Annotated in this window: 11 protein-coding genes; 7 read left to right on the forward strand and 4 right to left on the reverse strand. The window is 42.0% G+C overall.

The genetic code is table 11. The features are described 5' to 3' along the window. The first annotated feature begins 8 nt into the window (after positions 1–8). The gene (locus Q0R88_RS05410; protein ID WP_295713327.1) at positions 9–713 is read left to right on the forward strand and encodes an SDR family oxidoreductase; all 705 of its coding nucleotides are present in this window, start codon (positions 9–11) and stop codon (positions 711–713) included. Between the two features lie 64 nt (positions 714–777). Then, complete coding sequence (locus tag Q0R88_RS05415; RefSeq protein ID WP_295713330.1) at positions 778–2,217, forward strand: PAS domain S-box protein; 1,440 nt, start codon at positions 778–780, stop codon at positions 2,215–2,217. Between the two features lie 228 nt (positions 2,218–2,445). Here the strand turns inward: Q0R88_RS05415 and ssb are convergent, their stop codons facing one another. Further along, positions 2,446–2,784, reverse strand: a complete 339-nt coding sequence (gene ssb / locus Q0R88_RS05420) for a single-stranded DNA-binding protein (RefSeq protein WP_295713333.1) — start codon at positions 2,782–2,784, stop codon at positions 2,446–2,448. 151 nt (positions 2,785–2,935) lie between these two features. Between ssb and Q0R88_RS05425 the strand changes: the two genes are divergently transcribed. From Q0R88_RS05425 to Q0R88_RS05445, 5 genes are all read left to right on the forward strand, one after another. Next, the gene (locus Q0R88_RS05425; protein WP_295713336.1) at positions 2,936–3,298 is read left to right on the forward strand and encodes a hypothetical protein; all 363 of its coding nucleotides are present in this window, start codon (positions 2,936–2,938) and stop codon (positions 3,296–3,298) included. Between the two features lie 482 nt (positions 3,299–3,780). Continuing rightward, positions 3,781–5,310 carry a glutamine-hydrolyzing GMP synthase gene (gene guaA / locus Q0R88_RS05430; RefSeq protein ID WP_295713339.1) on the forward strand — a complete coding sequence of 510 codons (1,530 nt, stop codon included), beginning with the start codon at positions 3,781–3,783 and terminating at the stop codon, positions 5,308–5,310. Then, the gene (locus tag Q0R88_RS05435; RefSeq protein ID WP_295713342.1) at positions 5,267–6,514 is read left to right on the forward strand and encodes an ABC transporter substrate-binding protein; all 1,248 of its coding nucleotides are present in this window, start codon (positions 5,267–5,269) and stop codon (positions 6,512–6,514) included. Before guaA ends, Q0R88_RS05435 begins: the two co-directional genes overlap by 44 nt. Beyond that, positions 6,511–7,674 (forward strand): RsmB/NOP family class I SAM-dependent RNA methyltransferase, encoded by a 1,164-nt coding sequence (locus Q0R88_RS05440; protein ID WP_295713345.1) that lies wholly within the window; start codon positions 6,511–6,513, stop codon positions 7,672–7,674. Before Q0R88_RS05435 ends, Q0R88_RS05440 begins: the two co-directional genes overlap by 4 nt. Before the next feature lie 56 nt (positions 7,675–7,730). Further along, the gene (locus Q0R88_RS05445) at positions 7,731–8,870 is read left to right on the forward strand and encodes an acyltransferase (RefSeq protein WP_295713348.1); all 1,140 of its coding nucleotides are present in this window, start codon (positions 7,731–7,733) and stop codon (positions 8,868–8,870) included. A 61-nt stretch (positions 8,871–8,931) separates the two neighbouring features. Here the strand turns inward: Q0R88_RS05445 and Q0R88_RS05450 are convergent, their stop codons facing one another. The 3 genes from Q0R88_RS05450 to Q0R88_RS05460 form a co-directional block, all read right to left on the reverse strand. Beyond that, on the reverse strand, positions 8,932–9,501 hold the full coding sequence (locus tag Q0R88_RS05450) for a MarC family protein (RefSeq protein WP_295713351.1): 570 nt from the start codon (positions 9,499–9,501) through the stop codon (positions 8,932–8,934). A 167-nt stretch (positions 9,502–9,668) separates the two neighbouring features. Then, complete coding sequence (locus tag Q0R88_RS05455; protein ID WP_295713354.1) at positions 9,669–11,228, reverse strand: amino acid permease; 1,560 nt, start codon at positions 11,226–11,228, stop codon at positions 9,669–9,671. Positions 11,229–12,237: 1,009 nt separating this feature from the next. Next, positions 12,238–14,487: a sodium-translocating pyrophosphatase gene (locus Q0R88_RS05460; protein ID WP_295713357.1), complete on the reverse strand. Its 2,250-nt coding sequence runs from the start codon at positions 14,485–14,487 to the stop codon at positions 12,238–12,240. Positions 14,488–14,510: the final 23 nt, after the last annotated feature.

A 14,510-nucleotide genomic window follows, 5' to 3' on the forward strand; every position in this document is an offset into this window, starting at 1 on the left:
TCGCTACTATGAACATCATTATAACAGGCGCCAGCAGCGGCGTAGGATTTGAAGCTGTAATTGAACTTATACTATCAGGAAACCATAAGGTAATTGCCCTTGCCCGCTCGCAGGATAAACTGGAGCGTTTGCTGGAGATAGCCCATGGCCTTAACCCCGATTGCCCGTTATATGCCCTTACTTTTGATATTGTGCACGATGATTACCTGGGTTTACAGCAATTTATCGAGGTTAATTTTGATAACAAGGTGGATATTTTAATCAATAACGCAGGGGTGCTTATTAATAAACCTTTTACCCAGTTGTTAGAAACCGATTTTGTAGAAATGCTGCAAAGTAATTTTATAGGTCATGTACGTATTATACAAGCGCTTTTATCATTAATTTCGGCAGGGGGGCATATACTAAATATTGGCAGTATGGGCGGCTACTCCGGTAGTGCCAAATTTCCGGGTTTGTCGGCTTATTCGGCCAGCAAATCAGCGCTGCACACGTTAACGGAGTGCCTGGCGCAGGAACTTGCAGATCAGGATATTAAGGTAAACTGCCTGGCATTAGGGTCGGCACAAACAGAAATGCTGGAGAAGGCTTTTCCTGGGTACCAGTCGCCGGTTTTGGCATTTGAAATGGGTAAGTATATTGCAGATTTCGCATTAACGGGTCATAAATTTTTTAATGGTAAGGTTTTGCCCGTTGCAGTAAGCACGCCATAAAATAATATTAAGTTATTACAAATATTTTATAACTTACGGGATATAAAAACCGTAAAAACCCCATATGGATATAAGATTCACATCCCTTTTTACTCATTCAAAAGATATTTTTTTTGTGATGGACGTGAATGGAGTGATTTTGCATACAAACCCTTCCTTTCAAAGCTTATTTGGCTATAGTGATGCCGAATTATCGGGTATTAATATTGCCGATATATGCCACCCGGCGGATAAAGAGCGAAAGGAGGAATCGCAAAACAGTTTGCTTTTACATAAGAAACTGCTGGGCTATCAAAGCAGGATAAAGGCAAAAAATGGCTGCTATTATAGCGTTACCTGGTCTGTAATTTTAAATGATGATAATCTTATCTATTCTACGGGTACCCCGCAGATGGATGCGCCTGTTCTAGCAGGATTGACGGGTAACGATATTGTACAACATACCATTCAAAGCCTGAACGAGGGTTTTATTGTGCTTGATGCCGATTGGAATATCATGGTTTTTAACCCGGCTTTTCTGGCTTTGGCCAATTTAAGCGCCGAAGAAATTAAACAATCGGGATTTACTCAGATAGAAAGCCTGGGTTTAACCCCAGAGGTACTAGCCGAATTTAAACGATCATTAAACGATAATGTATCATTACAGCTTCAGTATTTAAATGCTTACTCAAATTCTTGGCTTCGCATCAACATGTACCCTTATCATAAACAGATAGCGGTTTTTATCAGGGATATTACTGAAATCAAAATCCAGGAATGGGTGTTGGGATTGGAAAAAAAGGTGCTGGAGTTGAATGTTACCACACAATATACACTTGCGCAAACAACCACCGAATTGCTTAAGGGAATTGAAGCGATATTCCCTGATATGCTTTGCTCTGTTTTGGAAGTAGATCACGCGCAGGAAAGGCTATTTAACCTTGCCGCGCCAAGGTTGCCAAAACCATATTGTGATCAGCTGGAAGGCCTTGAGATTGGACCCGATGTGGGCTCATGTGGTACTGCGGTATATTATCGCGAGCAGATTATTGTAAGTGATATTGAAAATGACTCCAGGTGGGTTGATTATACCCAACTGGTAAAACCGTATGGTTTAAAAGCCTGCTGGTCTGCACCGGTCATGAATACAAAGGGTACAAAGGTTTTGGCTGTATTTGGTATTTATTACACCACCGTTCGTGAGCCCAACAATGACGAACTACGACTAATTGAACGCACGGTTAATATCCTGCGCGTGTTGATTGAAAGCAAAAAAAATGAGACCTATATTAAAGAGCAAAATAACAGGCTTCACGCTATCGCCAATATAAGTTCGCACGAGTTAAGGCGCCCGGTGGCCACCATTTTAGGCCTGGTAAATTTGTTCGATAAGCACAACGAAATGAATCCGCTGAACAATGAAATAATCGACTACCTTTATATATCAACCAGGGAGCTTGATAAAGTTATTCACGATATTGTTGAACAAACTATTAACGTAAACACCACCTGGGCAGAAGTTTGATAGTTAAGAAAAGGAATGCCTTTTATTACTTTCAGCCAATCATTTCGTGATTGCCGAACCCAGTGAAATATCTACTTGCCAACATACAATGCTTGCCGGTAGAATAGTTCACTGCATTTTAGGATAACAAAAAGTTCATAATTTTTCATCGGGAGGTGATACCGCAAAGCGATCATCCACAGAACCAACCCGCCATTGCGCTCCTTTTGGTTCCGGCCCTTTTGCTCTTCAGCCCTTCGCACCAATTTTTAAAAATTCATTCACTACAATTTCTGATACGTAACGTTTTACCCCGTCCTTATCGGTATAGTTGCGATTGGCCAGCTTGCCTTCAATGGCTACCTCATCACCTTTCTTTAAAAGATCTTCGGCAAGTTTGGCCTGTGCTCCCCACAAAACAAGATTATGCCATGTGGTATCGGTTATCTTTTCGCCTTTGTCATTTTTATAGCTCTCGTTGGTGGCTATAGATATCCGCGCCATTTTTTTGTTGCTGTCGAAAACTTTTACTTCCGGATCCATACCTAAGTTGCCTACAAGGCGTACACTGTTTCTTAATGAGTTCATCGTTTTGTTTTTTTAATGTTTGATATATGTTTTGATAACGATACAAAGGTGCGGCTATCCCGAAAATTTAACCGGATAGTAACCGTTTATAGTCGATAGTTTCCGTTTGTAAGCGTTTGCAAACGGATAGGTAATTGTGTATCTTTATGCTATGAACCAGGAAAGAAACTGTTTGGATTGCGGCGAACCCCTGCACGGCCGGGCCGATAAAAAATTCTGTAATGACCTATGCCGCAATAATTATAACAACCAGCTTAACAGCAACAGTTATAACCTGGTGCGCAATATCAACAATATCCTGCGCCGCAACCGTCGTGTACTGGAAGAGCTAAACCCAACCGGCAAAACCAAGACCACCCGCAAAAAACTGGCAGCAAAAGGCTTCGACTTTGATCATATCACCAGTATCTATCAAACCAAAACCGGATCAACCTATATGTTTTGTTATGAGTATGGTTATTTGTTATTGGATGGGGATGAGGTGTTGCTGGTTAAACGGGAAGGGGAGGGTTAGCAGTTGCCAGTTGCCAGTTGCCAGTTGCCAGTTGCCAGTTGCCAGTTGCCAGTTGCCAGTTGCCAGTTTTGAAAAAGGGCTAATCAAATTAGGTGAAATTCTGTTAATTCTTTAATTCTGAAAATTCTGATTCAGACAATGTGTTAGGGATGGTAGCGGTACCGGCCAATGAGCGTAATGCCTGCAGGCGTATTAGCGGACAGCCCGGGCCGCAGGCAACACCATGAAAATAGTATCAAGTAGTTAGCATTAATTATCAGGTTTTTTCGATGTGCGGATGATTTTGTCTGAACCGGAATCAAACGAATTGAGGAATTGACAGAATTATTTGAACGTTGAATATTCAGCGTCAAGGTAAAATTCTGTCAATTCTTTAATTCTAAAAATTCCGGTTCAGACAAAAAACTAAAGGTAAAACACCCCATTTTTAAAAATCTCAAATCTCATATCTCACATCTCATATCAAAATCCTATCTTTGCCCATGCAAGAAAAAATCCTCATTCTTGACTTTGGCTCGCAATTTACCCAACTTATAGCGCGCCGTGTCAGGGAGCTCAATATTTACTGTGAGATCCACCCCTTCAATCATTATCCCGAAATTGACAGCACTGTAAAAGGTATCATCCTTTCCGGCAGTCCTTATTCTGTACGCCAGGAAGATGCTCCCCGGTTTGATTTTGAGCAATTTCATAACACAAGGCCTATTTTAGGTGTTTGTTACGGAGCACAATATGTGGCACATTTCCACGGCGGCGAGGTATTGCCATCAAGCACACGGGAGTATGGTCGGGCTAATTTAGAATACGTTAACAAGGCAAATCCGCTGTTTAAAAATATACCTGAGAACTCGCAGGTTTGGATGTCGCATGCGGATACCATATCAAGCATTGGTGATAACTTTGAGATCATAGCCAGTACAGATACCGTAAAAATTGCGGCTTACCAGGTAACCGGTACTCAAACTTACGGTATCCAGTTTCACCCGGAAGTAACCCATAGTATTGATGGGAAGCAATTGTTAGAGAACTTTTTAGTTGATATCTGCGGATGTCACCAGGATTGGACTCCCGATTCGTTCATCGAAACTACTATTGCCGCCCTAAAAGAAAAATTAGGCGATGATAAAGTAGTATTAGGTCTATCTGGTGGTGTTGATTCATCAGTAGCCGCGGTATTGCTGCACCATGCCATCGGCACAAATTTGCATTGTATATTTGTTGATAACGGCCTTTTGCGTAAGGATGAATACGAGCAGGTGCTTGATTCATACAAACACATGGGCTTAAATATAAAAGGTATTGACGCCAAGGATCGTTTTTACGATGCGCTGGCGGGCCTAAGCGATCCTGAAAAGAAACGTAAGGCAATAGGCCGTGTGTTTATCGAGGTATTTGATGATGCCGCTCACGAGGTTCAGGATGTTAAATGGCTGGGCCAGGGTACTATTTACCCGGATATTATCGAGTCGGTTTCTGTTAAAGGGCCGTCGGCTACCATTAAATCGCACCACAACGTTGGCGGGCTTCCCGATTTTATGAAACTAAAGGTTGTTGAACCTTTAAATACCCTGTTTAAAGACGAAGTAAGGCGTGTTGGTAAGGCATTAGGTATTGATCCTAATATTTTAGGCAGGCATCCTTTTCCTGGTCCGGGACTGGCAATCAGGATATTAGGTGATGTAACCCCGCAAAAAGTTGCTATATTACAAGAGGCTGATGCGATTTATATCAACAATTTGCGGTCATACGGTGTTTACGATAAGGTTTGGCAGGCCGGCGCGATATTTTTGCCGGTACAGTCGGTAGGAGTAATGGGCGATGAGCGTACTTACGAGAACGTAATTTGCCTGCGCGCTGTAGAGTCACTGGATGGAATGACAGCCGATTGGTGCCATTTACCTTATGATCTGCTGGCCAAGATCAGTAACGAGATCATCAATAACGTAAAAGGAATTAACCGGGTAGTATATGATATCAGTTCGAAACCGCCTGCCACAATTGAGTGGGAATAAATGGTTATTATTTTTTATAGCGGTAATGTTACTGGCTGCATGTTCTCCAAAACTGCGGCCGGTAACTGCACCCGTAAAAAAACAAACTGAAAAGGAACCCGAAAAGAAGGTTGCCGAAAAAGCAACTACCAAACCGGCGGAAGCAAAACAGCTAAATATAGCCATGATTCTGCCTATGGGCCTGGATCACCTGAAACCGGGGGCAAAATATACTTCGGCGGGCTTAACAAAAGCCAACATGAGCGTGGAGTATTACCAGGGTTTTAAAATGGCTTTGGATTCATTAACTGCTGCCGGCGCTAATTTTAAACTGCATTTATACGACTCGAAGGATGATGCCGCACAGGCTCACAGCCTTGCCTTTAACCCGCTCATTAAAAATAGCGACCTGATAGTTGGCCCTGTTTTTCCTGATGGCATAAAAGTGTTTGCCGAGGTGCTCAATACAAAAGCACCAATTGTTTCACCGCTTTCGCCTGCATCGCCTGCCACCATCAACAGCCGTAATTTGATCACTGTAATGCCGCCTTTGGAGTACCATGGCTGGGGCGCAGCGCAATATATCTGCAATAAATTAAAGCCTAAAAAAATCTTTATTCTACGTTCGGGATTCAGTCAGGAGCAAGATTATGTAAGGGGCTTTAAAAATGCTACGGATAGTTTAAGTAAAAAGAAGGTTAAAATAATTACCGTTATCATATCAAAAGGGCAGTTGGCCGGGCTAATTCCCCAGCTTTCAAAAACTGAGCAAAATGTATTTGTTGTAGCCGCTACCGATCAGGCGTTTTTAAGCGTAACCCTCCGGTCGTTAGATACGTTGAACAGGCATTATCCGGTGGTGCTGTTTGGGCACCCGAGCTGGGAGAAATACAGTTTTTTGAAAGTGGATATTTTGCAGCGCTTAAAAACCCATATTACATCTGCAGACCAGGTTGATTACAAGTCTGATGCCAGTATGGAGTTTATCAGGGTATATCACCGGCTTTACCATGTTGAACCTACCGATTATGCCATAAAGGGGTTTGATGAAGGTTTATTTTTTGGTAAACAGCTGATTGATAATAATTTTGAAGCATTGGATAAGGCGGATTTTACCGGCTTGCACAATAATTTTCACTTTGAAAAAAAGGGACCATTAGGGTGGGTGAACACGCATGTTAATATATTAATGTACAGTAACTTTGAGCTAAAACAGGTAGAATGAAGGCAATAAATCAACTTAAAACGTTTCAGCGAATAATAGGTGAATACCCGGTTGATACGCCATTAAGTAAATTTTTACCAGGGTTTTACAGGCAAAACAAGCAGATGGGATCTACCGATAGGCGGGTAGCCAATCGTTTAATATATAACTATTTCCGCATAGGGCAGGCTTTGCCCAACCTGGCTACAGATGAACGGCTGATTGTTGCCGAATTTTTATGCAATACCCAAAGCAATTCCTTTTTACAGCATTTTAAACCCGATTGGGCCGCTTGTATAAATTTTAATGTTGATGATAAGCTTGCCCTGGTAAAAAATGCTTACCCGGCTTTTAAGCTGGAGGATGTGTTTCCGTGGATGGATCAGGTTTCTGACGGAATAGACAAAGACGCGTTTTTAAAATCTTTTTTTTGCCAGCCCGATCTTTTTATACGCGTGCGTAATAATTACGATCACCTGGTAAAGGCCGAATTGACTAAAGCCGAGATAGCGTTTAAGGATGAAGGTAACGGATGTTATTCACTACCCAATGGTACCCGCTTAGAAACCATATTTCCTAAACAGCATTGGTTTGAAGTGCAGGATCTTTCATCGCAGCAAACTGGCGGGTTTTTTAAGCCAAAGCGTTGGGATAGCTGGTGGGATGCCTGCGCGGCATCGGGCGGTAAATCGCTGTTGTTGCATGAGGACGAGCCAAATATAAAATTGGTGGTTTCGGATATTCGCGAGTCAGTACTCGCTAACCTGGATGAGCGTTTCCAATTGGCGGGCCTAACCAAGTATCAGAAAAAAGTATTGGACCTGACTACCAACATTGACCAATCCCTGCATGACTATGAATTTGACGGCATTATTTTAGATGCCCCCTGCAGCGGCTCGGGCACCTGGGGCCGTACGCCCGAAATGATAGCCCAGTTTATGCCGCCGAAAATTGAATTTTTTCAGCGCCTGCAAAAAAGTATCGCGCAAAACGTGGTAAAATACTTAAAACCTGGCAAGCCATTGATTTATATCACCTGCTCGGCCTTTAAAGGCGAGAATGAGGAAGTGGTTGATTATTTGGTAAAGGAATTGGGTTTAAAGCTTGAAGAAAGCAAGGTGCTGAAAGGATACGAGCATAAGGCTGATACCATGTTTGTGGCAAGGTTGTTAGGAGTTTGAAAAATGGCTGATTGGAGGATTTGAAAATGATTTGCTTCTGTTATCTTTAGGCCTGCATGGGTGATCAAAAAGTAAGAGTATTCGGGCTTGATTTTTTAAGATGCATCGCGATAATTTTAGTATTAATAGCGCATACTTTTTCTTTAAAATTCGCAAATCCCACCCTTGAAATCATTACTCGCTATTGGGGTTTAATAGGCGTTGAAGCTTTCTTTGTACTGAGCGGTTTTTTAATCGGAAGTATTTTAATAAAGACCCATAATTATTCGGGCATTACAAGCTTTTCTTCCATAAAGTTATTTTGGATCCGGCGCTGGTTCAGAACGCTCCCCAACTATTACCTGGTGATCATCATTTATGAACTGTTGTACTATCCAAGTTACCACCACCTTATTTTTAGCGTAAGTAATAATTTTACTTATTTGGTTTTTTTGCAAAACTTTTATACCCCAATGCCCGAAAATATATTTGGTGTATCATGGAGTCTAAGTATCGAAGAGTGGTTTTATTTACTGTTTCCCTTATTCCTGTTTGGGATGCAATACCTCATTAAAAGTAAACCAAAAGCATTTTTAGTTGTCGCTCTCGTTTTTGTTTTGTTCCCGCTTTTACTCCGGGTTTATTTAGCGTTAAATAATATGGATTTAAAATGGGATCAGGGCTTCAGAAAAATGGTTCCGCTTAGGCTTGATGCCATTGGTACAGGCGTGTTGTTATCTTACCTGAAATATTACCACGCAGACTTTTTTTATAAATATAAAGGCTTATTTTTCTCCATTGGATTAGCCCTGTTTATTGGGGTTATCAGCTTTTTTTATAGTTCTGGTTTACTTCATATTCCTTACTCAGATATTTTACAAAAAACAGTTGTGTTTACTTTTTTGAGTGTGTCCCTTGCCGCGCTCATTCCGTTGATGTATGAAATAAAAGCAAATAAGATCAGTAAGTTTATTCGGGGCCCCGTTACCTTTATTAGCCTCATATCGTATTCGCTTTACCTGTTACATCCTATTGTTATCATGGTGGTTTTCATATTTTCTAAAAAGTTTAACTGGAAGCTGAACGGGTATGCTTATATTACTGTAGTTTGGGTATTAACTATAGTTGTATCTTATCTGCAATATCATTTCTTCGAGCGTAAAATGACCGCATTAAGGGAAAAGTTTAGCAAAGGAAAACGAGTTACCGCGTTATAGCTGATGGTAGAGTTTGTTCTTGCAGCTCCATCTGCACATCTGAAATCTATCATCTGCACATCTACAAATGCGTATTAGCCCTAAACAGCTTTATCGCGATAGCCAGCAAAATAATTCCGAAAGATTTACGCAGGATACTTAAACCCACCGGGCCTAAAAGCTTTTCCAGGAATTTTACATTTTTTAATACAATATAAACAACTATGGTATTGAGTATAATACCAACTATAATGTTTTGCGTTTGATACTGCGATTTTAACGAAAGTAGGGTGGTCATGGTTCCTGCACCAGCAATAAGCGGAAAGGCGATAGGGACAATGGACGCTGACTGTGGAATCTCTTCTTTAAAAAAGTCGACCCCTAGCACCATCTCCATGGCTATAATAAATATCACCAGCGAACCTGCTATAGCAAAAGACGATATATCTAAACCGATAATAGCTAATAGTTCATCGCCAACAAACAAAAAAACAACCATTAAAACCAACACCGCTATACTTGCCTTTTCCGATTCGATATGCCCTACACGTTGGCGCACCTGGATAATTACAGGTATAGCGCCCAGTATATCAATAATGGCAAAGAGGATCATCGTAACGGATAATATTTCCCTGAAAATTAGTGGCTGCATGGTGATAGTGTTTTGTTTATTTTGACTTTGACCGGAAACTTAAAGCTGTTACAATTAAAATCAGTATGAAGATAATAAGAAAATACTACGAACTAATAAATATAAGGCAACAAAAAAGGTTCTGAAAAATCCAGAACCTTTTTTGTTATTATTAATATAGTTCTATGTTATTCAACATATTTTGGATTAATAGGATCAACGGCGGCTTCAACCTTGCCATGCCTAACGTGCGAACGTTTAATGCTGTAACCAAAATAGATTACAAAGCCTATTAGTAACCAAACAATTAGCCTTGCCCAGTTTTCCCAGCCTTCAGAAGCAATCATACCTAAGCAGATCAGCGCGCCAAGCGGGCAAACAATGTAATAAATAGGTGTTTTGAACGGACGAACCAAATGTGGATCGGTATTACGTAAGATCATGATACCAAAACAAACCAGTACGAATGCGAACAGGGTACCTATACTTACCATGTCACCCACTATCCTGTCAGGAATGAAACCTGCAAACAGGGATACAAAACCGAAGAATAACCATTGCGATTTGTAAGGTGTTTGGAATTTAGGGTGTAGTTTGGAGAAGATCTTAGGGATTAAACCATCAGTACTCATGGTATAGAATACACGGGTTTGGCCCATTAACATCACGAGGATAACTGATGAGAAACCTGCAAGGATAGACACTGTTACAAGGTTAGCCAACCAATGGTAGCTTGGACCCATAGCAGCTTTAATAGCATAAGTTACAGATGCTTCTTTACCCTGGATAAGGAATTCTTTGTATGATACCAAACCGGTTAATACGTGAGAGAACAAGATGTAAAGTGCAGTACAGATAACCAATGATATCAGGATACCTTTAGGCATATCTCTTTGCGGATTTTTTGCTTCCTGCGCGGCAGTTGAAACGGCATCAAAACCAATAAAAGCGAAGAATACCACACTGGCACCACGTAATACACCAAGCCAGCCATGATTAAAGGTATCACCATAATTTACAACACCTGTGCTCACTTTTACTGTGCCCGCATCAGCAGGGATCATGTATGGAGTGTGCAACGCAGGGTTTATAAAATGCCAGCCTAAACCAATTATCATTAATACAATGGCAACTTTAATAACCACAATAATGTTGTTTACCATGGCAGATTCTGCTGTACCTTTTATAAGTAATAAGGTTAACAGGAACAGGATCAGGATAGCTGGTAAGTTGACAATACCCCTGGTGCCCACTTCTGCGGCATACATACCAGCGGTTGTGTTGGATGTTTCAAAAAACGAGTGCGCCCATTGATAGGGTATGTGCACATTAAAAAAGGTGTGTAAAAACTCGTTAAAGTACTGCGACCATCCAATGGATACTGTTGCTGCACCTAATGCATACTCCAATACCAAATCCCATCCAATTATCCAGGCAATAAACTCGCCCATGGTTGCGTATGAATAGGTGTAAGCCGAACCGGCAATAGGGATCATACTGGCAAATTCTGCATAGCATAAACCGGCCAGCGCGCAACCAGATGCGGCTATAAGGAATGAAATGGTAACAGCCGGACCGGCATGTTCACCCGCGGCTGCTGCCGTTCGCACAAAGATACCGGCGCCAATAATTGCACCAATACCCAAAGCTATAAGCGATCCAACGCCTAAAGTCCTTTTCAGCGTTTTCTCCGTTTCTGCCGAAGCAGCCATCAATTGCGCAATAGGTTTTTTAATAAATAACTTCATTTTAAATTAGTAAGATCAGTCTAAAAAATTAAAAATTTACATTTCCCCAAACGTACTTAAATTTATTGAAAAGATAAAGGGCCGAATGTAAGAATGGATGCGCATAAATTACCCCAATTAAAGTTGGGAAAAGCGGACGGGATTGATTTTACTTGTAGATGAGTAAGTACCTCATTTGTTGTGCAATTGGATAAATAATAGTGTCTTGATAACACTCCTGTTTTTAAGGAAAAAAAAATTAATTGTGTTGTGGAAACAGGGCGGAAATTGTTTGGTAAATAAAGAAGATTTGAGCGCAAATGTTGACCGAACCTTGTTTTGTTTATGCAAATTAATCTTTAACACCCGGAGCTGTTGTTGCCGATAACAATACTCAAGGGTGATGGAAAAGGCTGTTTAGCTTTTAAAAAGCAGGAGTATGCTATAATAGAATGATAAATTTCCCCTTTTCTTGTCAACAGATAAGTTTCGGGCGAAATAGGGCAGAACAATGGTGGCCTGTGTGCTGGAAAAGGGTATTAGCGATTTTGCCGCAGAGGGATGAGCGAACAAAGTGGGGCAAATTCGCGGCCCGCGGTTCTGCCCGATTTGCAGGGCAAAGGCCTTGTGCGGCAAAGAAACCTCTCTGCTGACTTGAATTTTGGTTACTTTGTTTCAAGACAAAGTAACAGCCCTCCCGCGGCAACTGAGCGGGCCAATGTTGTTTATATGCAAAAAATAAAGTTAGAACCTAAATAGCTGCTCTGTAAATTGGAGAGTGTTTTGAGTCTACCCATAACATTTTTCGAAAAAAAACTTTTTGTCATCCTGAACGCAGTGAAGGATCTGTTATTCGCCCTGCTTCTTCGCCCTGTACAGTCTGTGAATAGATCATTCACTGCGTTCAGGATGACAAACCTTTAAAAACGTCATTTTCCTTTTAGTGTCCACCGGACGTTAAAACGTGCAATAACAACCAAAAAAAGCCACCCTCATCAGGTGGCTTTTCCTAAATATCCCAAACTGGTTATTAACCTTTCTTATCAACCTTGGTTATAGGCGATACAAAAGCCTGTACCGTAATTTGTTTTTTAACTTCGTGTTTCATCGCCGTTGGAGCAACGCGGTTTGCGTTTAAATGTGGTGCAATAACCAACGAAACGATAGACATCAGCTTGATCAAAATATTCATTGACGGGCCTGAGGTATCCTTGAACGGATCACCTACCGTATCACCGGTTACCGATGCTTTATGTGGTTCTGATTTTTTGTAAAACATCTCGCCATTGATCAAACAACCTTTTTCGAATGATTTTTTAGCATTATCCCAAGCACCACCAGCGTTGCTCTGGAAAAGACCCATCAGTACGCCGGATACGGTAACGCCGGCCAATAAACCACCCAACACTTCGGGGCCGAAAGAGAAACCGATAATAATTGGCGTAATGAGCGCTATCAAACCAGGGGCAACCATTTCGCGGATAGACGCTTTGGTTGATATAGCCACACATTTTTCATATTCGGGTTTGCCTTCATAGGTCATAATACCCGGAATTTCGCGGAACTGGCGGCGAACTTCTTCAACCATCGCCATAGCTGCACGGCCAACTGCCGAGATACACAATGCCGAGAAGATAAAAGGGATCATCCCGCCCACAAATAAACCGGCTAAAACATCAGCCTTGTAAATATCAATATGCTCGATACCTGCAACACCCACAAATGCCGCGAATAAGGCCAGTGAGGTTAATGCAGCCGAAGCAATGGCAAAACCCTTGCCTGTAGCAGCGGTAGTGTTACCTACGGCATCTAAATTGTCTGTACGGTGGCGTACTTCCTCGGGCAGGCGGCTCATTTCGGCAATACCACCGGCGTTATCGGCAATTGGTCCGAAAGCATCAATGGCTAATTGCATGGCTGTAGTGGCCATCATACCTGCTGCAGCGATAGCAACACCGTATAATCCTGCAAAATGGTATGACCCATAAATGCCCGATGCTAAAACCAGGATAGGCAATACGGTTGATTCCATACCTACAGCTAAGCCGCCAATAATATTGGTAGCATGTCCGGTTGATGACTGGCGGATGATGCTCAGCACAGGGCGTTTGCCCATAGCCGTGTAGTATTCTGTAATAAGAGACATTAATGTGCCTACTACTAAGCCTACTGCAATTGACATAAATACACCGTTTTTAGTAAACACCAACGACCCTGCTTTTATAGCATGGTTGGCATCCTCATCACGTACCATGTGGAAGCTATCAGCCGGTAACATCCATTGTACCACAAAATAAGTGGCAATGGCTGTTAAAATGATAGAGGCCCAGTTACCTATGTTTAAAGCTTTTTGTACACTATCAGTTTCCTTATTAATCTTCACCAGTGATGCACCAACTATGGAGAATATCAGGCCTAAACCTGCAATAACCATAGGGAGCAATATTGGGGCTATACCACCAAATTTATCATGCGATACAATTTCGCGGCCCAAAACCATGGTAGCCAGCATAGTTGCTACGTATGATCCAAATAAATCGGCACCCATACCGGCAACGTCACCTACGTTATCGCCTACGTTATCGGCAATAGTAGCAGGGTTACGTACATCATCTTCGGGGATTCCGGCTTCTACCTTACCCACAAGGTCGGCGCCAACATCGGCGGCCTTGGTGTAAATACCACCTCCCACACGGGCAAATAGGGCTATGGATTCAGATCCTAACGAAAATCCGGCTAAAACATCAAGTGCTTTGGCCATGGCCTCGCCATTAACGGTGCCCCCTGTGTTTTTAACATATACCGTATAAAACACAATAAACAGCGAACCTAAACCAATAATGGCCAGGCCGGCAACACCAAGGCCCATTACGGTACCTCCGGTAAAAGAAACTCTTAAAGCTTGTGCAAGGCTGGTACGCGCAGCTTGTGTAGTACGCACGTTAGCTTTGGTGGCAATGCGCATACCCATATAACCGGCAAAAGCCGATAAAAATGCGCCTACTACAAATGACACGGCAATAACCGGGCTTGAGGTAGCAACCGTAGTGCCGCTCCAGGCCAGTAATACACCGGCAACTACTACAAAGTAGCTCAGCACTTTCCACTCGGCACGTAAAAAGGCCATTGCCCCATCAGCAATATAGCCCGATAGTTTTACCATATCGCCATCGCCGGCATCTTGTTTGGTAACCCACGCGGCTTTAATGGCCATTGCGGCAATGCCGATGAGCCCAAAAACCGGAATCAAATAAATTAAGTAAGTGTTCAGAAAATCCATAGTCACAAGTTTGGTTTATAATG

This window comes from Mucilaginibacter sp., assembly GCF_025362475.1.
In the GTDB taxonomy this organism is placed as follows: domain Bacteria; phylum Bacteroidota; class Bacteroidia; order Sphingobacteriales; family Sphingobacteriaceae; genus Mucilaginibacter.